The 22,864-nt window shown below is 39.2% G+C and carries 15 protein-coding genes; 12 read left to right on the forward strand and 3 right to left on the reverse strand.

Features of this window, described 5'->3' with window-relative positions:
* Nucleotide 1 precedes the first annotated feature (1 nt).
* The 10 genes from ATC1_RS10320 to ATC1_RS10365 all read left to right on the forward strand — a co-directional run bounded on the left by ATC1_RS10320 (nucleotide 2) and on the right by ATC1_RS10365 (nucleotide 14,827).
* Nucleotides 2–1,036: a sodium:calcium antiporter gene (locus ATC1_RS10320; RefSeq protein WP_062281470.1), complete on the forward strand. Its 1,035-nt coding sequence runs from the start codon at nucleotides 2–4 to the stop codon at nucleotides 1,034–1,036.
* Between the two features lie 155 nt (nucleotides 1,037–1,191).
* Nucleotides 1,192–2,658, forward strand: coding sequence for a sensor histidine kinase (locus ATC1_RS10325; protein WP_062281473.1), 1,467 nt, complete (start codon nucleotides 1,192–1,194; stop codon nucleotides 2,656–2,658).
* Between the two features lie 4 nt (nucleotides 2,659–2,662).
* Nucleotides 2,663–3,352 carry a response regulator transcription factor gene (locus tag ATC1_RS10330; RefSeq protein ID WP_062281476.1) on the forward strand — a complete coding sequence of 230 codons (690 nt, stop codon included), beginning with the start codon at nucleotides 2,663–2,665 and terminating at the stop codon, nucleotides 3,350–3,352.
* Between the two features lie 110 nt (nucleotides 3,353–3,462).
* A complete protein-coding gene (locus tag ATC1_RS10335; RefSeq protein WP_062281479.1) occupies nucleotides 3,463–4,158 on the forward strand; it encodes a hypothetical protein in 696 nt (231 codons plus the stop codon).
* A 4-nt stretch (nucleotides 4,159–4,162) separates the two neighbouring features.
* Nucleotides 4,163–5,317 (forward strand): hypothetical protein, encoded by a 1,155-nt coding sequence (locus ATC1_RS10340; RefSeq protein ID WP_062281481.1) that lies wholly within the window; start codon nucleotides 4,163–4,165, stop codon nucleotides 5,315–5,317.
* 6 nt (nucleotides 5,318–5,323) lie between these two features.
* On the forward strand, nucleotides 5,324–7,117 hold the full coding sequence (locus tag ATC1_RS10345) for an amino acid permease (RefSeq protein ID WP_062281486.1): 1,794 nt from the start codon (nucleotides 5,324–5,326) through the stop codon (nucleotides 7,115–7,117).
* A gap of 257 nt (nucleotides 7,118–7,374) precedes the next feature.
* Nucleotides 7,375–10,143, forward strand: coding sequence for a cation-translocating P-type ATPase (locus ATC1_RS10350; protein ID WP_062281488.1), 2,769 nt, complete (start codon nucleotides 7,375–7,377; stop codon nucleotides 10,141–10,143).
* A gap of 463 nt (nucleotides 10,144–10,606) precedes the next feature.
* The gene (locus tag ATC1_RS10355) at nucleotides 10,607–13,489 is read left to right on the forward strand and encodes a cation-translocating P-type ATPase (protein WP_082174748.1); all 2,883 of its coding nucleotides are present in this window, start codon (nucleotides 10,607–10,609) and stop codon (nucleotides 13,487–13,489) included.
* The gene (locus tag ATC1_RS10360) at nucleotides 13,486–14,133 is read left to right on the forward strand and encodes a potassium channel family protein (protein WP_062281490.1); all 648 of its coding nucleotides are present in this window, start codon (nucleotides 13,486–13,488) and stop codon (nucleotides 14,131–14,133) included. Before ATC1_RS10355 ends, ATC1_RS10360 begins: the two co-directional genes overlap by 4 nt.
* Nucleotides 14,066–14,827 carry a potassium channel family protein gene (locus ATC1_RS10365; protein ID WP_201777275.1) on the forward strand — a complete coding sequence of 254 codons (762 nt, stop codon included), beginning with the start codon at nucleotides 14,066–14,068 and terminating at the stop codon, nucleotides 14,825–14,827. The genes ATC1_RS10360 and ATC1_RS10365 overlap by 68 nt, the downstream gene beginning before the upstream one ends.
* 145 nt (nucleotides 14,828–14,972) lie before the next feature.
* On the opposite strand, the gene ATC1_RS10370 is transcribed toward ATC1_RS10365, so the two are convergent.
* Nucleotides 14,973–15,173, reverse strand: a complete 201-nt coding sequence (locus ATC1_RS10370; protein ID WP_062281496.1) for a hypothetical protein — start codon at nucleotides 15,171–15,173, stop codon at nucleotides 14,973–14,975.
* A gap of 713 nt (nucleotides 15,174–15,886) precedes the next feature.
* On the opposite strand from ATC1_RS10370, the gene ATC1_RS10375 reads away from it, so the two are divergent.
* Nucleotides 15,887–18,295 (forward strand): PEP/pyruvate-binding domain-containing protein, encoded by a 2,409-nt coding sequence (locus tag ATC1_RS10375; RefSeq protein ID WP_062281500.1) that lies wholly within the window; start codon nucleotides 15,887–15,889, stop codon nucleotides 18,293–18,295.
* A gap of 203 nt (nucleotides 18,296–18,498) precedes the next feature.
* On the opposite strand, the gene ATC1_RS10380 is transcribed toward ATC1_RS10375, so the two are convergent.
* Nucleotides 18,499–19,209 carry a hypothetical protein gene (locus ATC1_RS10380; protein WP_062281504.1) on the reverse strand — a complete coding sequence of 237 codons (711 nt, stop codon included), beginning with the start codon at nucleotides 19,207–19,209 and terminating at the stop codon, nucleotides 18,499–18,501.
* A gap of 522 nt (nucleotides 19,210–19,731) precedes the next feature.
* Here ATC1_RS10380 and ATC1_RS10385 point away from each other — a divergent pair.
* Entirely contained in the window at nucleotides 19,732–20,451 is a 720-nt protein-coding gene (locus ATC1_RS10385) for a protein-L-isoaspartate(D-aspartate) O-methyltransferase (RefSeq protein ID WP_062281507.1), read from the forward strand.
* A gap of 101 nt (nucleotides 20,452–20,552) precedes the next feature.
* Here the strand turns inward: ATC1_RS10385 and ATC1_RS10390 are convergent, their stop codons facing one another.
* Nucleotides 20,553–22,358 (reverse strand): tetratricopeptide repeat protein, encoded by a 1,806-nt coding sequence (locus tag ATC1_RS10390; protein ID WP_172667763.1) that lies wholly within the window; start codon nucleotides 22,356–22,358, stop codon nucleotides 20,553–20,555.
* Between the last annotated feature and the right edge of the window lie 506 nt (nucleotides 22,359–22,864).

Consider the following 22,864-nt stretch of genomic DNA (forward strand, 5'->3'; position numbering starts at 1 on the left):
TATGGAATTAATCATTCAAACAATAACAACCGGGAATTTTGTCTGGTTTACTTTTGTAATCAGCGCTGCAGTGATCGTCTTTGCTGCCATGAAATTAGCATCCAATGGTGATGTGATTGCTGCGCGGACGAAAATCAGCGGGATGTTTGTCGGTGTGCTGCTTTTAGCAGGTGCCACAAGTCTTCCTGAAATGCTAACCGGTATTAATTCGGTACTGGCTGATGAACCCAATTTAGCTGCAGGAAATTTCTTCGGCAGTTCCGCATTTAATATGTTCATTCTTGCAATTCTGGATGTGATCGGGAAAGACCAGCGAATTTTAAGATCCAGCGCTTTAAAACATACATTATCGGGGAGCCTGGCAGTATTCTTATGTACATTGGTTTTATTCTTTTTATGTGCTAATCCTCTGTTAGCATCTATCCATTTCCAGATTGGCTGGGTCGGAATCGATTCAATCATTATTGCCGCATTCTATGTCTTTTCGGTTTACTTAATCAATAAAAACGATAGCAGCGAAATTACAGCGGATTTAACCGAGGAGGAATTAAAATCCATTCCTTCTTTAAAAGCTGGAATTTTCGGATTCATCCTGGCATCAGCGCTATTAATGATCGCAACGCCATTAATGGTCAGAAGCAGCGCAACGATTTCCGACATCACTGGTTTGGGAACAAGTTTTATCGGTTCCACATTAGTTGCAATAATTACTTCTTTACCGGAGCTGGTTACATCCATTGCTGCATTAAAAATAAGCGCCCCGGAAATGGCGATGGGCAACTTATTCGGCAGCAACATGTTCAATATGTTCGGATTAGCGTTGACCGACATGTTCTATACAAAAGGAAGATTTATCGGAGCGATTGATCAATCGTTCTTAATTGCTGGCATGTTGGGAGTTTTATTGACCAGCTTGGCTTTGGTTGGAAACGTCACTTCATTTCGAAGATTTCGACATATGGAGTCTGATTCGGTGATCATGACGATCATCTATTTAGCAGGAACCTATTTGCTGTATATACAAAGCCGTGTTTAATCGATAATTCGAAAAAGACTGGGTTTTAAATAATAAGATAAAAGTCCTATTGTTTTGTGTTTTACACAAAACAATAGGACTTTTATGAATCCTTCTCATATTTCGAATTGTTGAATTTTTATATTTCAATTCACTGGAGCTGTATAATTCAATTTATGCGCAATTGGGACCACTCTTTATATAAAAAAATTTTCTCTTTTCTATATCCGATTCTTGCTGTCACTGCAGTAACAGGAATCCTGTGGTATGTACGGGATGAATTGAATATTCAAGTGATTTCTTTACTTTATCTTCTGCCTGTAGTCTTTATTTCACGGATTTTCGGGCTTTTCCCTGCTGTTCTAACTGCGGTACTATCTTTTTTTTGTTATAACTATTTTTTCATCTCTCCGCGATTTACATTAGCAATCCGTCAAACGCAGGATTTAATTTCTCTGATTGTTTTTTTGATCATAGCAATTGTCATCAGTCAGCTTCTAAATCAGGATCGTCAAAACTTAATGGCCGTGATAGAACGGGAAAGAGAAGTAACATATTTATACGAGTTGAATATTGCATTGACTGGATTGAAAGATGGAAAAGAAATTTCACAAATATTAGCTGAAAAAATTTTTGCGACATTTAATACGGATAGAGTCGAAGTAGTGGTTTATCAGAGTCCTGACAAAAAAAAGAAAATATCAACGGTGGTTGGGGATGGGACGCCGGAAGGAACAGACCCGGATTTAATAATACCGATATCTACTACGCGGGGTGGTGAAGAGATTGTCCGACTCTGGCGTTCTGGATTGCCATTTTCTACGGTCGAGCAACAAATGCTAAATACTTTTGCAAGACAGGGAACACTGGCAATTGAACGGGCTTATCTTATTGAGATTGATAACCATGCAAAGATTTTGGAAGAGAGCGACAAACTGAAAACATCTCTTCTGTCGTCAGTCTCTCATGAGCTTCGGACTCCGCTGGCAACCATCAAAGCTGCAGTTTCAAGTCTTCGCAGCAAAACGGTAAGTTTGGATGATGCCTCCAGGTATGAACTGTTGACTGCAATAGAAGAGGAGACGGATCGCTTGAATCATCTTGTTGGAAACCTTTTAGAAATGTCACGCATTGAATCAGGAGTGTTAAACCCTCAACGTAGTTGGAATTCGATGGCAGAAATTGTATATGGCGTTTTAAAAAGGATGATACAAATTCGTCAGGACTATGTGGTTGATGTCGAAATTCCGGATGATTTTCCTTATGTGCCGGTGGATTACATCCAAATGGATCAAGTTTTTACTAACCTGTTCAGTAACTGTTCAAAATATGCGCCCAAAGGATCGAAAATAACAGTTCGTATTCGCGTCTGGGACGAAAAACAGCTGCTCATCCAGGTAAAAAACCAAAGCCCGCATATTGCTGAAGACCAATTAGAACGTATATTTGATAAATTTTATCGAATGAACGGATTTGAAAATGTAACGGGTACCGGTCTTGGATTATCGATTTGTAAAGGAATTATCGAAGCACACGGCGGGAAAATATGGGCTCAAAATGAACCCGATGGTCTGTCTTTTTATTTTACAGTACCAAGATTTTGGGAAAGATCGGAAGCGATAACCGAGAAGGAAGAAATCTGAAAACATGTTAACGCAAATATTGGTTGTTGATGATGAACCTCAGATTCTCAGAGCATTAAAGACGATTCTGACTGCCAATCAATTTAAAGTAACAACCGCAAGTACCGGAACCGAAGCTTTAACACTCGCTGCTGCACAACCTCCAGATGTCATTATTCTGGACTTAAGTCTTCCGGATATGGATGGTTTGATGGTCTGTGAAGAACTTAGAGCATGGACACAGGTTCCGATCATCATTTTATCGGTACGTGATAGTGAAAAAGAAAAAGTGAAAGCACTCGATAAAGGCGCGGATGATTATTTAACCAAACCTTTTGGTATCGAAGAATTGTTAGCACGGATACGAGTAGCTTTAAAACACGCTTCACAGGTAAAAGGAATACAGCAAACTATTATTACATCCGGAGCTTTGGTTATCGATTTGAGCCGTCATCTGGTTACACTTTCCGGGAAAGAAATTAAATTAACTGCGACTGAATTTCGGTTAGCAGCTTATCTTGCCAGTAACGCTGATCGTGTATTGACACATCAAGCGATCCTGTCTTACGTATGGGGATTTGAGGATTCTGATCATACAGAGTACTTACGTGTGTTTATCGGACAACTTCGAAAAAAAATTGAGAACAATCCAAATTCACCAAAATATATCGTTACCGAACCAGGGGTTGGCTATCGCTTTATCACTTACGAATAGAAGAAATGCAAGATCTTTATAAAATCTTTATATTTATGACAAATTTTTTTGTCAGGGATTTATAACCGACCGATACAATCTCCTTCAGATATATAGAAGGAGATTTTTTTATGATTTCAACAGAAAAAATTTCAATTACCACAGCAGACTCACCTTCTTGCTTTTTCCTTCCCGATCAAGTTGAAAAGGAACCAATATCGACTTCTCCCTCAATGTTGCAAAAAAAAGAAAATATCATTTTTCTGGTTTCACCTCAAATTCTTGATGAATCTTCATTTTGCAATTATGTCAAAAAAACGGCTGAAAAAAACGCTCTTTCTGTTTTTTTACTAATGCTTGCCTCGAATTATCAAGAAGAAGCAAACGGACATCTGAAACTGATTTCGATCACGTCTGCTTTGGTCGGGCATTCATTTCATGTCGATTCACAACTTGTTTTCGGAAATTCATGGATTGAGGCAATTCAAAAGTATTCTCATCCTGATGATGTAGTTTATTGCCCGAAAGAAATACAAGCTGTATCGCATATTTTTTTTCGACAACCTTTAGCTGATCAATTAGTACGGAAAATACCAAATTCCGTTCAAATATACTCTGCATTGGTACGTCCTCATTCTTTTTCGATCGGGAAAATTGGAAAGCGGCTGCTATTTTGGATTGGATTGCTTTTACTGTTGGCAGGATTTCTTAAAGCCGAAGGCGTAGTCAGCGATAATCTTTCAGGTGCCATGGGTTCTGCAATCATGTTCCTGATTGTTGCTGGTGAAATTATTCTAATCTATTTCTGGTCTTTATTCCTCGGATAAAAAAATGACAAAAAAAATTCATAAAAAGGTCGATCTGCAGTATCTATTTGAGGCAGATTCAACTTTGCAGGATGAGCTGGTTGTGGAACAAGCGCTGTATGAAAAACAACCTGTATGGATTCAACGATTTCTGGATGCGGAATCCCAAAAAATGATTGATGCAATTCGGAAAAATCAGAAACAGGTAGTTTTCAGTTTACCGGACCAGGTCATTACCGATGATGCTCAAGGAAAGTTGATTCCTTTGCCGGAAGGACAGCGGGAACAGGAAATCGGAAGCATGATGAATCGTTTAATTCGAACAGACTTGCGATTCATTCTCCGACAGCGTCTTTTAGAATTGATTGAATCTCCTCAACGATCCGTCAGCGTTGCAGCGCGTCTGTTTCGATATTCATTGACGATGACAATCGTGCATGTCGCTTTGCCATCTGGCAGGAATGTGAAATATCAGATTCCGGCAGGAGAGGAAATTCCTTCAAATCCAATTATTGAAAAGGGTGAAAAACAATCAGCTATTACACAGGAATCTGATGCCATTGTTGAAAACGGTTCGATGGAAGAAAACAGGGGAGAGTATCAGCGTCCTTTTGTTCCTGCTGCGCTTCGATTTTATCTTCCCCAGTGGGTTATTCTTGATGAGAATGGAAAATTGTTAGTTCAATCTGTATCTTCGGCAGAAGATCATATTTCCTATATGCAATCCTTCCTTGCAATGCTGCATACCGCGGTCTCTCTGGCTCCATACATTATTAGCGATCCCGAATATCAGAGAAAAAGATATGGGATGCTTGGCCAATTAATTAACCAGGGCAGAGCTCTGGCTATGTATGAGACACACGAAATCATAAAAATCATAAAAGCTCGCGCAGCAGCTTCCGATTTGAATCGTGGTTTACACCTCAGTCTTCCTTATTTCGATGATCAAGTGCTTGAAATGCATACTTATGATTTTGAAATCATACCAGCTGGACGTATTTTATTTGTCCCGGCTTTTGTTGTCCGTGCGACACGCGAGGAGAGTGCAAAAATTGCTCAAGATACGCGATTAAGTCTTTCCACTCGAAAATACCTACTGGCTGAATTATCTATTCTTGAAAAAGAGTTTGATACGTCACGAATTAATACAGTAACTCCAAATTCTAATCGTAAAAGGTAGATCCAAATGATTTTTTCACTTGCTCTGTTAATTGTGTTTTTTGTGATTGCGTTAAAAATATCTCCTCGCGAAAAGAAGAACGATGCGCATGTGCATGGAGCGGGTCAGATCGGTTTGCTGGCTGCTGTCGCATTGTTCGGGGTCGATTATTTTACTTCGTTCTATTATGGAACAGGTGAGATGATGAGTGCGCTGCATCCTTTAGGTTTGCAGCGTTATGGTTTTATTGCTGCTGCAGTGATTTCCCTTGGAAATATTGTGTTTGGTGCGTTGTATATGTATTCTCTGGGAATTTTTAATGAGGGCGGTGGATCTTATACCGCCTCAATGCGCTATTTGACACCCGGCTTAAGTCTTATCGTTGCAGTGACATTGATTCAGGATTATGTATTGACGATTGTTGTTTCGGCGTTAAATGGAGCCGATCAATTCTTATCGATTTTTGGCTTCATGCAAACAAATTGGGTTTGGCATTTTGCTATCGGAGCGTCACTGGCAGCGATCACCTGGTTCCTTACTATTCGTGGAAGAGGTGAATCATCCCGTGTTGTATTTATGCTGCTGAGTGTTTTCTTTTTATTGACGGTGGTCATGGCAATCGGTTTATTCATTGCCAAGCATTCCGGAGTACCTTCTCAACCCATGGAAACGGTACCTCAGACGGTTTCACTGAAAACCGCATTGATGCATTTACTGACCGCATCCATGAAAGGTATGGTTGCATTAACTGGACTGGAGGCGATGTCCAATGGCATTCAATTTGTGATTGACGAGGATTTTCCGCTTGTGAAATGGGGTAAGAAGAGACTTCCAAAGTTTAAAAAACTCTGGCAATTTTACAGTGGCAAATCCGGAATCGGCCGTATGGTGCAAACATCATTTCTGTTTTATGGCGGAATTACAACGTTTTTCCTGTCTGCCTTTTCAATTCATTTTAATGTCTTTGATGGAACACTTGGACGTACATTGGTCGGAAATCTCGCATTGATCGGTTTTGGAAGTTTCCCCGGAGGAACAATTTTGTATTGGAGCTATCAGTTGTTGGCCGTATTTTTACTTGCTGCAGCTTCCATGACCGCGTTTCAGGATGCACAGGCGACTGAATGGCGCGATGTCGCAATCGGAGAAATACCGGAAATCATCGTTTATCGGGATGCACGCGGAACGTTTACCCGTTCAGTAACGATTACATTCGGTATCGCGATCCTGATTATGCTGCTTGTTAAAGGAGAAACAACGAAAGCTGTCCCGTTCTATGGCGTGGGAGTTTTCATGCCGATCATGATCATGGGATTATCCATCAGAAAACATGTAATAACGCATTATTCAGGTGCTGTTCAAAAATGGGGAACTGCCGCCGCTACCTTCGCAGCAGCTTTGGCAGCTCTTGTTTTCGTTATGCAGATTATCGGAAAATGGTCTGAAGGTGGCTGGATGGTATTAATTTCTTTCAGCCTTTTAGTCTTATGCGCAAACCTGATTCTTCTTTCGCCAATCGGTTATCGAACACCGAAACAAATTCATCGGATTGTCAGAAAAAAAGCCAGAGTAGAAGGTCATATGGCATCAATTGTGGAGTGGCAGTCTCTAAAAATGCAGGAATATCGCTATTCGATTTTATCTGGGATTGCAAGATTCTTTGAAATTTTTGGAATCCGAAGGCCGGGACAATTCCCCAAACCTGCTGAAGCCGGCGCTTATGATGAAGCGATTCATGCGTTGAATGCAGATTCTTTTATTCTTCAATTTATGAGTAAAGCCGAACAATCCGAGATAATCAGATCTGATGACATTGCCTGATCTGAACAGGAAGAAAAAGTGACAATGAATCCAGGCTTATAGTGGATCATCGTTATTGATTATCAGCGATTCAAAATCAAGAAAAACCTTTGATACAAGAAGGAAAACTTGTTATTGTGAAGTTTATGACTTCAAGCAAGACTACACGATAACAAGGAAACTTTCTTAAATTTCAGGTCATTGGATGATTGTCTGTACAGTTTTTTCTCTGAAATTACTGTGCAGAACAATCGAAAACAGGGTATTGTCGAGTCTTTATGGCTTTTTTACCTCTTCAAATGTTAACACCTCAGGAAATCTTTGATTACCTGGCATCATCTGATGATGGACTTTCTGATCGGGAAGTATCCGAAAGAACCCGTCTATATGGACAGAATTGTTTGATTGAACCATACCGAACTTTACCAGTGAGGCAATGGATTCAGTATATTTCCAATCCAATGTCGTTGCTCTTATGGGGAGCAGGGTTGATCTCGATGTTGATTGGCCATATCGGATTAGGTTTGGTAATTTGGACCATTGTCGTGATCAATTCATTCTTCTCATTTTGGAGTGAAAGTCGGGCAATTCAAGCACTCGACACTTTGCGAAAAATGCTTCCCGTGAATGCTGTTGTCTTAAGAAATGGGCAAAGAAAACCGATTCCTGCCAGCGAAATTGTTCCTGGTGACATAATCATATTAACTGCAGGCGACAGAATCCCAGCCGATGCCAGATTAATTGAATCCTTTGGATTTCGAACTAATCAATCAGCTTTAACAGGCGAAGTGATGCCAGTATTGAAGATATCTGAACCATTCTTGCGGGATGATTTATCGGAATTGGAATACCCCAATCTCATTTTTTCGGGAACAACTGTGGTTTCCGGAAACGGAAAAGCTGTTGTATACCGAACCGGAATGACTACACAGTTCGGACGTATTGCGCAACTGACCCAAACTCAAAAAGAAGAACCAAGCCACCTTCAACGTCAGATTCAGCATATCACGAAGTATCTTTCTGCAGCAGGAATTTTGCTCGCTGTGGTTATTTTTATAATCGGTGTCTATGATATCGGGATTCAAAAAAAAGATGCATTGGCATTATCCATCGGGATATTAGCAGCAACGCTGCCGGAAGGTTTGGCTGCAACGATAACGCTGGCGCTTGCGATGTCAGTCCAACGGCTCGCTCCTCAAGGCATTTTTGTAAAAAAATTGTCAATCGTCGAAACTTTAGGATCCGTTTCTGTGATCTGCACCGATAAAAGCGGTACATTGACGCAAAATCAAATGACAGTCCGTGAAATTTGGACAAAAGGAGACCGCTATTCTGTCTCAGGTGTCGGTTATGATCCTTGCGGTGAAGTCATCTCGATGAAGACTGGCACAATACAAGAATTCCGATCTTCAGATTTGGACTTGATTGGCAGGACTGCAATTTTATGTAATAACTCACGTCTGCTTCCTTCTGATTCAGAGCAATCTGCCTGGCACAGTCTGGGTGATCAGACGGAATCAGCATTAAGAGTGATGGCTATAAAATTTGGATTGAAATCCGCTGAGGTTGAAAATGAGTTTCCTCGTATATACGAGATTCCGTTTGATGCCCACAGAAAACGTATGTCGACGATCCATACAATCAATCATCAGCTTCTGATTTGTACGAAAGGCGCTCCCAAGGAAATTCTATTTCTTTGTTCTCATATTCTGATTGAAGGGCAAGTGGTGGAGTTAAGCGAAGAAATGCGCAAAGAAATTTTGCAAATCACTGATGAGTTCTCCAGTTCTTCCTTGCGCGTGTTGGCTTTGGCGCAACGTGAAATTCCGTATCAAAAAGGACCATTTTACGCAGAGATGATTGAGTGCGGATTGACATTTTTGGGATTAATTGGAATGATGGATCCTCCGAGGGTTGAAGTCGCACGAGCAGTACAGACAATTAAACAAGCTGGAATTCGTATGATGATGATAACCGGAGATTATGGTTTGACTGCGGAATCCATCGCTCGCAGAATTGGAATGCTTTCAACAAAAAACACGCATCTTATCACTGGATCGGAAATTGACGGTATGGATGATGAAACACTTGCTCAATTGCTTTCTCAGGAAATCGTCTTTTCGCGTATGGCACCGGAACACAAGCTCCGAATTGTCAATTTACTAAAAGCTCAAGGTGAAATTGTGGCTTTCATCGGTGATGGTGTCAATGACACTCCGGCAATTCGAGCGGCTGATGTTGGCATAGCGATGGGCTTAACTGGTTCTGATGCCGCTAAAGAATCTGCGGATGTCATTTTGATGCGTGATGACTTTTCATCGATCGTTACGGCAATTGGAGAAGGAAGATCGATATTTGAGAATATCAGGAAATCAATTACCTATATTTTTGCGTCTAACATTCCGGAAATACTTCCATTTTTCCTGACTGCTATTTTTCAAATTCCTTTGGCATTAACCGTTGCTCAAGTCATTGCAATCGATTTCGTTACCGATCTCTTTCCGGCTTTAGGTTTGTGCAGCGAAAAACCTGAATTAAATGTGATGTTATGTCCTCCAAGGAGAAAAGATCAGTTATTGGTAGATCGATCGCTTCTTCTGCAATCGTTTCTTCGGTTAGGTGGTACAGAATTCTTATTATGTTTTTTACTTTTCGTCAGTGTTTATTGGGATTCTGGAAATCTTCTATTTGATTCATTGAATCGGAAATTTGTGCTCATGCAATCAAATGGACAAGTTTATTTGACTGCGATTACAGTCTATTATGCCGGAGTTGTATTTGTACAATTTGGTAACGCCTTTGTTTGTCGGACAGAGAAAAATGATGTGTGGATAATCGGGATATTTAGTAATCCACACTTAATTTTTGCTTTATTTTTATCATCTCTGTTTCTGATGGTGACAATTTATTTCACGCCAGTAAAAATTCTCTTCCAGCATGTCTCACTTCCGTTCGTTTATTGGCTTCGTATCAGCTTATTGATACCGATTTTCTATCTTATTGAAAAAATTCGAAAGCAGGTATTTGAATTATGGAAAAGTCGTTAAAAAGGAGAAGATTTTTTATTATGATGTTTTTATAGTTAATTCAAAAAAAGCAGCGGTAATCAAAATCTTACCTTTTTTTTGATCAAATGATCAGAAATAATTGTCAGGATTTATCGTAATATGTTCTTATATACTGAGTTTATATTTTGGATGAGGGGACTTTTCAAAATATGCAATTTTACTGAAACAACTATTAAAGCAATCCAAAAATTCTGATTGTTAATTTTTGGGGCTGGTCTGTAGTAATTCGAAAATAAGAAAAGCCTTAAAAAAAAGAGAAATATTGTTGTTGAATTCTTAATAAAAACAATAACATAACAATTGATCCATCTTATATTTCGAGTCGCTGTTTGGTTTGATTAATATGAACTGAAACTTATATTTTTGAGTAAATAGAGACCGAGTGTTTTTCTTCTGATATCGGTCATAAGGAGAAAAGGAATTCCTCAATAGAGGAAAAACTATGTTAAAGGAAAATTTATATTTGAAACAATTAAAATCGAAGGGAAAAACCGATTCCATTCACCAGTATTCCTCTGATGAGCTGATAACGATTATGAGTGAATCAGTTGACTCAGAAGTCATCTCAATACTGGAAACCAGAAAAGGTGGATTGACCAGTGAAGAAGCTCGAAATCGCCTGGAGCGTTATGGACTGAATACAATCTCTAAAGAGAAGGGCAAATCGATTTGGTTGCGCTTTCTGGCTAATTTCACACATGTGATGGCGATACTTCTATGGATCGCAGGAATCGTTGGATTTATTGCGAAAATGCCTGAATTGGGCATAGCCATTTGGCTTGTAAATATCATTAATGGTCTATTTTCGTTTTGGCAGGAATTCCGTGCTGAAAAAGCGACTGAAGCTTTAAAGAATCTGCTTCCTTCTTATGCTCGCGTAATGAGAAATGGGGAAAGCATCCGAATTCTTGCTGACGAACTGGTGCCAGGCGATATTCTTCTCGTAGAAGAGGGCGATCGTTTATCTGCTGATGCAAGATTGTTTCAAGAAAATGAACTGCGCGTAAATCAATCCACCTTGAGTGGGGAATCCAATCCAGTGCGGAAAACTTGCGATCCGGTTCAGAGAGCAAGTTTGACGAATACGGAACTCCCGAATATTCTCTATGCCGGAACGATGGTTTCAGCTGGTACAGGCCGCGCTGTTGTTTATGCCACAGGAATGAATACTGAATTCGGAAAAATTGCTCATTTGACACAAACAGTGGGAGATGAATTAAGCCCGCTGCAAAAAGAGATGAAACGAGTGACCAAATCGGTATCCGTATTGGCGATTGGCATTGGAATTGTATTTTTTATTCTCGGGATTTTTCTGGCTGGTGTTGATCTGCTGGAGAGCTTTATTTTTGCGATGGGTATGATTGTCGCCTTTATACCGGAAGGCTTACTCCCGACAGTAACCTTGTCTTTGGCTATGGGCGTTCAGCGAATGGCAAAGAAAAATGCGCTCATAAAAAAATTGTCTGCAGTCGAAACACTGGGATGTACGACTGTTATTTGTACCGATAAAACAGGTACATTGACTCAAAATGAAATGACAGTCACCGGTATTTGGCTTCCCGATCATCGCTACGCTGTAACCGGTGTCGGCTATATGCCGAAAGGGGAAATAAAGGAATTGACCGGAAATTCACAAAAACAAATTTCAGAAGAAGAAGACCTGAAAAATGTTTTGCGAATGGCAAGTTTGTGCAATAATGCCCGTTTGATATCTCCGAATGAAGAGATCTCAAATTGGTCGATTGTAGGTGATCCAACCGAAGCGGCAATTTTAGTCGTGGCACAAAAGGGAGGGATTGACCTGGATCGTGAAAATGAGATTACACCCCGTTTGCGAGAGTTGCCATTTGATTCTCATCGAAAGCGAATGAGTACGATTCATCAGACGAATGATGGATTTTCCATAGCCGTAAAAGGAGCTCCCAAAGAAGTCCTTGAACTTTGCACTCATGTTCGGATAAACGGTCAGGAATTTATTCTGGATGATTCAAGGCGATCTCAAATGATGGCAGCAAATGATGATTACGCTCGAAACGGATTGCGTGTTTTGGCAGTTGCCTGTCGTAAATTGCCAGCAACAGATTCCGACTGGAAAGATCAAACACCAGAAGAAATCGAAAAAGATCTCACCTTTTTGGGATTAATCGCAATGATGGATCCACCTCGGCCGGAGGTTGCGGAAGCCATCCAGCAATGCCATACGGCTGGAGTCCGAATTATTATGATCACTGGGGATTACGGCTTAACTGCGGAATCTATTGCACGAAGAATCGGGATTGTACGATCCAATGATGCACGCGTCATAACCGGACTGGATTTGGATGAACTGGACGAATCGGCATTGAAGGAATCCTTGTTGCATGAAGTTATTTTTGCTCGTGTTGCGCCGGAACACAAACTACGTGTGGTTACAGCATTAAAAGAAATGGGCGAAATTGTGGCAGTTACCGGGGATGGCGTGAATGATGCACCAGCATTGAAGAAAGCCGATATAGGAATTGCGATGGGATTGACTGGGACAGATGTCGCGAAAGAAGCAGCGGATATGATCTTAACCGATGATAATTTCGCTTCGATTGTACATGCCATCGAGGAGGGACGGGCTGTTTATTCCAATATTCGAAAATTTGCAACGTATGTGGTGACCAGCAACATGCCTGAGGCAGTCCCATTTGTTCTGATGCTCTTTTCCCGCGGTGCGATTCCGCTGCCTTTGACCATCATGCAGATTTTATCCATCGATCTGGGCACAGACATGGTCCCGGCGATGGGTCTGGGCACTGAAAAACCTGAACCAGGAACCATGATGCGTCCGCCGCGTTCCCAAAATGAACCGATGCTTTCCTCTAAATTCTTTGCGAAGGCATTGTTATTCTATGGAATTGTCCAATCGGTAACATCCATGGCAGCTTTTTATTTCATGTACTGGCAGAACGGCTGGAGACCCGGGTTGCCGATGGCAGGAGAGGGAACGCGCCTATATCAAATGGCTACGACTATGACATTAGCCGGCGTTGTAACCACGCAAATCGGAGCAGTTTTATGCCGTCGATCTGAATATACATCGATCTTTAAAATTAAATTATCCACCAATCGACTGGTGTTATTGGGGATTGGCGTTGAACTGTTGCTTGTATCTTTAATCATGTATGTGCCATTTTTACAGGAAATATTTGGAACAGCACCGATTTCAATTCAGGACTGGCTTTTCTTGTTCATACTTCCTCCAGTATTTATCTTATTTGATGAATTAGACAAGATCAGATTACGTAAAAAGGAACAAAACAGAAGGTTAAAAGCCCAGGAAAAGGGAGAGATAGCATGAAAATATTAATTGTTGGATGTGGACGTGTCGGATCTGGCATTGCCAGAGTGTTGGCTTCCCAAAACCATAAAGTCTCTATCGTCGATAAGGATCCTCAGGCATTTGAAAGGCTGGGAGAGGATTTTAAAGGTCAAATATTCACCGGTGTCGGATTTGATCGTGATACTTTGTTGAAAATGGGCATAGAACGGGCAGATGCACTTGCTGCGGTTACAACCAATGATGACACGAATATTGTTGCAGCCCGTATCGCAAAATTCATTTTTCGGGTTCCCCGGGTTGTTGCACGTTTATACGATGTCCGACAGGCTGAGATTTACCGAAGATTAGGACTCCAAACAATCGCCCCGACAGAATGGGGAATTCATCGAATCACCGACTTGCTGTTGTACTCCCCGCTGGATACAGTTTATGGAATTGGCAGTGGTGATGTGGAACTCATTGCTGCAGATGTTCCAAATCTGATGGTAGGAAAAACCGTTCGAGATTTGACAGTTACTGGCGAAATTCATATTGTTTCGATAACACGTGCTAACAGAACATTCCTGCCCACTTCCGGGACGATTTTACAGAAGGATGATCTACTCCATTTGGCAGTCTTACGATCGTCTGCCGGTCGTCTGCGGGAAATATTGGGCGTATAAGAAAGGAGAAAACATGTTTACGATTATTATTGGCGGCGGGCAAGTAGGAAATTATCTGGCATCTTTATTGCTGCGGGAAAATCATCAGATTATGATTGTTGAAAATCGAAAAGAAAGGGTTGAATTCCTGAAACAATCGATTCCGGAAAACATGGTAATGCTGGGTAATGGAACAGATCCAGAGACGCTTGAAAAAGCTGGCATTCATAAAGCCAATGTGATTGCCGTAGTAACCGGTGCGGATGAGACTAATTTGGCTGTTTGCAGTCTGGCAAGTTATGAATTTAAGGTTCCAAGGATTATTTCACGTGTGAACAATCCAAAAAATGCCTGGCTTTATACACCGGAAATGGGGGTACATGTTGCGCTGAATCAGGCAGAATTATTGGGTAACTTGATTTTGGAAGAAATGTCTCTTGGAGATATGATGACGTTAGTCAAATTGCGAAAAGGGCAATACTCGCTTGTTGAGGAAAAAGTGGCTCCAGGTTCTTCTGCTGATGGAAAATCGATTCAGATGTTGGGATTACCGGCGCGCTGTCTTTTAGCGGCGATTATTCGAAAAGGTGATTTGATTTTACCGCGTGGCGAAACAATTTTACAGGCTGCGGATGAAGTTTTAGCAATTGTACATTCAACGGAACTTGCTGATTTGGCTGGTATCCTCGGCCCTGTCCGACAGATTTTAAAATGATTTTTTTGATCCTCAATGATGTATACTGAGCAAAATGAACAACAAATCCTCCGGTTTTTCCGGAGGATTTGTTGTTCATTTGAATAATCGATTTTTTCGGTAAAAAATCTTCTCAGCAATTTCTTTTGATGTGAATCAATTTCAATTATTTTGAAGACATTTTATTTCCGGTTTTATTATTCCCATCCAAGTTTTGCATTGCAAATTCAAGACATTGGACGACAAGGTTATTCAATGATAGATGATTTTCCACTGCCAATTTCTCTAAAATATTAACCATATTTTCAGGCAGCCGAAAGGTTTTCGATTCACAGGAATATCCTTTTTGTATAACAAATTCGCTCATTACATCTCCACTTATAATTTTATCAGTATGGTTATTTATTAATTAAGAATATTGTGAGTATTTACTTATTGTAACCATCTTGTTTATTTTACGATAATTATTTGCTTCGTGAAAAAAAAGATGACAGATTCTTACAAAAAAATAAAATTAAGCTGATTATTAAATACAAGGATGGCTTATGAAGTAAATCTCAATTATACAGAGAATAAAAGAATATTCAGATAGTGATTCTCATTGATTAATAATTACCATTTGATCTAATTCATCATTAAGAAATACAATGATCTTTCATCGATTTCCAATACATAATTAATAGAAGAGATAATGTGATCAAAACCAGTAATTGGAAAAGAGAGTCAGTTAATCAAAAAATGGAGCTATCTTTCGAATAGAACAAAAAAAATTCATTCCAGATTCTGAAATACGAAATATGAAATGAATATTTCGTATTACCTCCCCGGATTTCGAATTATTGATCTTTAGGTCACAACAGTTACCTGTAAAATAGAGTTATACGAATGATTTATTTCAGAAAGTCAGAAATCAGTAATCTTAAATTGGAAAAGTTTTTTGAAAAGTGAAAGGAAAAAAGTTGTCGTGTTGTTTTTGCGCTCTGCACAAAAACAACACAAATCAACGAATTATTTTAATATTTCAAATCACTTGCCAGAGAAATAATTGTGAATTGACCAATGATCCAGTGAGATTTTTTGATGAGTGAACAAGTATTGAACCGATTTGTTATTCCGCTGCGAGATATTAATGCCTCTCCATCATTAATCGGAGAAAACGGCGTTAATTTGGCGCGTTTATCATCAGCAAGTCTCCCCATCCCACCGGGGTTTTTCATCTCATCCGATGCATATCTACAATTTGCAGCAAATTATGGCTTATTCGATCGGATTCAACTTGTACTGTCCGAAGCATTATTACACAATCTTCAGCATATAACAGCATCGGTTGAAATAATTCAACAATTATTTATTAATAATCCGATCCCGCCGGAGATTTCTAATGAAATTCATCACGCTTTCGATACTATTGAAAATGGCATTCATAGAACAATCATTCAGGGTTCGGTTTGTTTTGCTACATTCCCTGATCCTATATTTTCTGATTCTTTTCATTTTTTTCAAAATGCTTCCGGATTGGAAGAAATTGAATTGACAATTCGAAAATGCTGGGCTTCTATCTGGACACCTCAAACCATTCAATATTTGATACGGTTTCGACTTCCACCTGATCAAATTCAAATGGCTGTGATCGTCCAAGAAAAACTACAATCCGATACGAACGGAATCATGCTGACAGTAAATCCGGAAAATGGACGAAGTGATCGCGTAATTATCGATACATTTGAAGGAGAAAAAAAAGGCAGCATTACACCGACTTATCGAATTACTGTGCATAAGAAAACTGGAAAAATAATCCATTGGAAAACGGCATCCAAGGAAATTGTTACTATTCGGTCACCGTTTGGCGTTTATCGAATACCGGTTCATCCTTTGGATACAAAAAACGCTGTTTTAGAAAATCGACAGGCTTCTAATTTAGCCAAACTGGGTATGATCATCGAGAACCTGCTTCATAAACCAGTGAAAATTAATTGGGAAATCAAAAGTCGAGATTGCTTTATCATTCAAGTTCATCCGATCAATGATTATCTTGGAATCAAAAAGCCATGGACACCTTCAAATTCCAAATCTTATCTGATTCGAAGCCGTTTAGTGGAATTATTTCCGGATCCAATTACTCCGATATTCGAGACGATGGGAATTCCGGCTTTGCTTGAAGCCGATCAAAGAATGCGCATGGCTTCAAGAAGTATTTTTCATCCTGCTCCTCTTAATTTGGATGTCGTCAACGGGTATATCTACCAAAGTTTTCGTAATCGATTCAGTTATTATCTCACTCTCTTGTATACTTTCTTACATACGAAAAAAATAATTGGTCTGAATAGAACTGGCGCAGAAGAAAATCGAATCTTGGCGCATTCAATAATTGAAAAATGGGAAAACGAGGATTTGACAACTTTAAAATCTCACTTCATTTATGATGCAATTCAGAAACAAATTTCCTGTTCAGCGATTATCTTTGCAGACCTATGGCAAAGCTTCATTATTTCATCTGCTTTTTGTGAATTATGGGCAAGATTGTTATTCGATCATGAATTATTTACTGAAAAATTCAAGATAAATCAATTTGAACAAAAATTCTCTCCAGTTCATGAATATTTTCCGAATCAGAGTCCACGTATACACAATTCATTGGATGCCGTTTCATTTTCGTTGGATTTCGGTAGATTGCTTCGTATGGATCAGAATGATTCTCTAATGAATCATTTTAATGTGGCGTTACCTGAAAGAAATAGCAACTTGATCAATTATCACGAGAAAGAACGATACCAGAAGAAATCGCGTTTCCTATACTGTATCGCACCGATACGAAAAAAATGGTTTTTGAAAAATCTCGGACAAATTCAACCATGTTATATGATGCATGAAGATTTAGTCGAAGAGTTGCGGGAAATGAATACGATCATTCGGAAATCCTTCCTTGAATTAGGAAACCGAATCAAGGCTGCTGGAGCGATGGAGAATGCAGAAGATATTGCATGGATTCATGCCGATGAATTGGCCGAAATCATTTTTCATTTGGATTTAGAGGAATCTCCGGATGATTATTCTGAGAAAGTTCAAGATCGAAAAGCTGTCTGGAAACAAAATTTTCGTTTTATATGTCCCGAAGTAATTCCTATGGATACCCGATGGATGAAGTTTTGTGGATTACAGCACAGTCAGTTCAAAGAAATCAAGGGATTCTCAGTTCAGAAAGGGCAAGTGACTGCTCCGGCTTGTGTAATCCGCAGTTATGAGGACTTTATAAAGCTGCGTACGGGTGATGTAATCGTAGTTACGGCGATCATACCGGCATGGATGCCTTTAATTGCGAGAGCTTCTGCTATAGTGACCGATTATGCCGGAATGATTTATGATCAATGGATTGCAGTTACTTCCAGTCAAATACCGATTGTGGTTGAAACAAAAGCTGCCACGCGGATAATTCAAACCGGACAAATTGTTACGGTGAATGGTGATCAGGGAACAGTCAGACTCGGATAAAAAACTATTTTTCCAGAATTAATATGGGAAAAATCGTATTTGTTCTTTTCATTAAAGAGCGCCAATTTATTAAATAACAGTAATGAGAAATAATGAGTTTTTTTTCGAACCAATCGAGATTACTTATGGTTGTGCAGTCTTCACTCTGTGCGCAAAAACTGCACAACCATAGAAAATTCTTTCCAAATTTCTGATTGTCTTAATTAGACTTTCCGACCACCACTAAGTTTATCCTGAAATAACTTCAATTCATCCATTTTTCCTAGCGCTGCCAAATGCGCCTGTTCAGGCCAGGAAGATGGATCTCCTAATCGAATTCCTGCAGTAGTAAGAATTTCCTTTATCTGTTCTGCTTTTAGCTCGGACAATTGCAAAAAGGTTTTTATACCGGCAGCTTTTAATACGGTTTGAATTTTTGGTCCGATACCTTCAATTAATGTGAGATCCTCCTCTGCCATCGTCTCTTTCAGTTTCTGGTCTTCCAATAATTGTGTGTCAGCAGTCGGAGTTATAAGATTTTCATCAGGTTCGAGTAAATCATTGGTAATTTCCGGTAACTCGTCATCCGGTGGTTCAAAGATTGTGGCAGTTTTAACGGATTTAAATTCTCCGGGTTCAACATCGGTTGCTTCAGTATCAAAGGGTTCATCGTTAACTGTTTTTACCGGTAGAGATTCTTCAGTCATGGGATTAATGATTTCATCAACATTCGAAGTCTTTTTTTCTGCTGGAGCAGAGGGAGCTTTGGTGATTTCTTTTTTTTGCGGATGATATATTTTCCATAAAATCAAAATTAAAAAGAGGAGAATAATCAGATATCCCCACCATGGTAATTCATTTGAAGTTTTCTTTTCTTGAGCAGCAGATGACTGCAGAAACAGCGAAGCCAATGGTGAAACAGGTCCAAAGAACATAATGATCCTCCGTTATTTTTATTTGGTCTGATTATTTCGGTTATATTGAACAGAAAATCACACCAATTTAACTGCTTCGAAAAACAGTGTAGAATACAACTTCTTTTTTCAGATTCAGAATTCTATGTTGTTATTATGGTTTTGCACGAAGTGCAAAACCATAATAACAACATATTCTCTTTATTTATTCGGAAAGTCAATCCATATTTTGAATTGTTGAATTATTAACCTTATTATAGCAATTTCAATATAGTAAATTCAAGCCAACCAACAATTCGAAATTCGAAAAAATCTTACATGAAAAGAGAAAAAATACTACAGCAAGATTTCTTTTCCATTTCTCGAACCGCTGAATTTTGGTAGTTATCTTTTATATGTGAAAAATTCATATAATAGAAATGAAATGAAAAAAGGGTTATCAAGAAGTCAGGATTAATTGACGGATGAACCTATTTAGGAATATTGTTCAAAGTCCATAACAAGGGAACGAGGAAATTTTCTTCAGTACCTGGCGGCATATCAATGAAAATGGCATCAATGGTGATGAGAAAATGTAAGATCGCTCCCAATGATTCGAAAAATGAATTGATTTTCAGAAATCGAGAAAATTTGATTTCTGAAATCGAAAGATTTGTTCGGAATCAGGATGTGCTTCAATCATTTAAGAAAGTTCGCCGGGAACAATTTGTTCCGCCAAATGTGCGGGACGATGCATATTGTGATTGCGCTTTACCGATTGGTTTTGGCCAAACGATATCTCAACCATCGTTGGTTGTTCAAATGATTGACCTTCTGGATTTACAACCCGGCAAAAAAGTCCTTGAAATTGGAACCGGTTCCGGTTATCAAACTGCATTGCTTGCCGAATTAGCATATATTGAGATTTTCTCTATAGAGATCATCCCGGAATTATATAAACAGTCTTCAACACTTCTGCATGTGCTTGGCTACAAAAATATCCATTTAAAACTTGGAGATGGATATTTCGGATGGTCAGAATATGCACCGTTTGATGCAATCATTGTTGCAGCAGCACCTGATCATATTCCTCCTGCATTGGTTCAGCAGCTTAAGGAAAGTGGTATTATGCTGATTCCCGTAGGAGCTCCAGAGCAATATCAAATATTATGGAAAATTGTCAAAGAAAAAGGGCAGATCAAAATGAAGAATGCAGGCAGCGTTATTTTTGTTCCATTTACTGGAAAAGGGGTTCGGGATCAATCTGAAGTTGAAATCGAATGAATCACCGCGGTACATCTTATTAAGTGAGATACGAGGTGGAAAAATTGCTGTCTTTCCTTTAATATAGCGTATATTTTGATTTGAGAACTAAAATAATCCTGTCAATCGACTTCCTTTGGTTGAATCCCAAGACTTGAAAAAACATCTTGCGCTGCAGCGATCAACTCGGGATTTTCGCTGATATCTAAAACTTTCTGAAAATCTGTTATAGCGGATTCCTTTTTGCCGGTGTTATATCGAGCTACACCTCTATTAAAATAGGAAAGGTCAGTATTACTTCCCAGATCGAGCGCTTTGTCAAATAACGGGATCGCCTCTTCATATCTTTTCAACTGAACATTGGCCAACCCTTTCTGATAATATGCCTCACCGAAAACAGGATCCAGGCGAATAGCTTCATCGAAGTAATCTATTGCATCCTGATATTGCATTTTTGCGATGAAACATCGGCCGATCCAGTTCAAAGTGATTGGATTTTCGCCTTGCACCTCTGCAAATTTTTTCCAATCAAGGATCGCCAGATCAAAATCTTTCAACAGAAAATATGCCTGGGCACGGTAATCGTACACCTGGGGATAATCCGATGAATTCTTGAGAACGGTGGTTAATTGATCTGTTGCTTTTTGCGGCTCATTTGTCTGAATGTAAATCAGTGAACTGTTGATCAGAGCAAGCAAATATTGCGGATTGAGTGTAATTGCCTTTTGAAAATCCTGTTGGGCCAGGTCATACTGCCCGGAATCCATATATGTGATACCGCGATTATTGAAAACATCCACAGAAATCCCATTCAATTGAATGCTTTCTGTATAATCTTCTATGGCAGCGCTGTAGTTACTTTGCAGACGGTAAGTATTGCCGCGTTGGAAATAAAGATTTGGATTCTCGGGGTCAAGATCGATAGCCTGATCGAAAGCCGCCAATGCATTGGTTATTTCATTTTGTCGGAGATAACATAATCCCAAATCAGCTAAAACCTCAGGTTGATCCGGTGTTAACCGATTGGCTATTTCCAGGTCTGACATAGCATCCTCAATGCTGTCTAATTGAATCATTGCTTTTGCCCGTAACGCATAAAGACTTCCTTGTTCCGGATCGTTGCTGATGGCTGTACTCCATGATTCAGCAGCTTTTTTATATTCGGAAAGATTGAAAAAAGCTTTCCCCCTGTTCACATTCAATTCTGTTGTTTCTCCGGATAAGTATGAAATTTGATCCCAATCAAGAAGCGCTTCGTGATATTTTCCGGAATCATAATTTGCCTGAGCTCGCATTTGAAGCGCCGGAAGATTTTGCGGATCATTTTTGATGGCAATATTCAATGCCTGGATCGCAGGCTCGTAATTTTTCAACCTGTAATTTGCTTCAGCCTTCCCCATAAGCGCTTCTGCCTGGTCAGGCATCGATTGCAGAACTTTTTCAAAAAAACTGACAGCGTCCGAATACTGTTGCGATTGCAGCGCAATTTGACCGCTTAATAAATAATAATCCAGGTTATCCGGCTGCAGTTTATTCAGGGATTTTAAATCCGCTTGTGCTGATGCAACATCAGTAAGCGATAAATATGTCTGAGCTCGAAAGAGGTATACCTCTGCCGAATCAGGATACAATTGGATGATTTGATTGAAATCAGCCAAAGCATTCAAAAAATCGCCTTGGTTGAAAAAGTAGTTTCCCCGGTTTAATAAGGCTTCTTTTAAAGTCGGGATCATCTCCAATGCCCGGTTATAGAATTCCAGCGCTTTTTCCGGATCTTCTTGTGTCAGGACAATATTCCCTTGTTCTGAAAGCTTCTGCGCAGATTTGTACGGAGATACCGATCTGCCGACATTTCCAAAAAGCGTCAATAACATGGCAAAGATCAGATAAGTGGATATAACTGTGAGTAACCGAGTTTTTTTATACATTGATCGCATCTGTTTTCAGCAATTCTTAACAGGGAGAGAATTATTTATTCTTTTAAAGACTAGTTCTTTTTATAAATTTCTTTTTTTCTGATATACGTTGATGAAAAAATTCGAATTGGAATGAAATAATTCAGAACAATAATGTCAGAAGAAAACCATCAATAATCTAGAAATTGTACAAAATGAATGTTTTCTTATTCTAATCCTAACTCCTGAAATAATAATATTTGTTGAAAAAATTTTGATTTTCATGTTAGTCTGGCATTATTGTTGCACGGATTGATTCGAAGATCTTTCTCTTTTGGTTTATTGCTTATTGCTTTTTTTATTATTATTGTTATTATAATAATATTTACACCAAATTTCTAAATGTTTGATTTCAGGAGAATAACACTTCCTGTTAGAAAATTTCTTAAATTGATCAGTAACAATTTTTTGTTTTAGAAGAAATTTTTTGTCTGCAAAGCAAACACGTATTGAGGTCCCTCAGAGATCACTGGTAAATT

The sequence above is a fragment of the Flexilinea flocculi genome (assembly GCF_001192795.1).
In the GTDB taxonomy this organism is placed as follows: Bacteria; Chloroflexota; Anaerolineae; order Anaerolineales; family Anaerolineaceae; genus Flexilinea; species Flexilinea flocculi.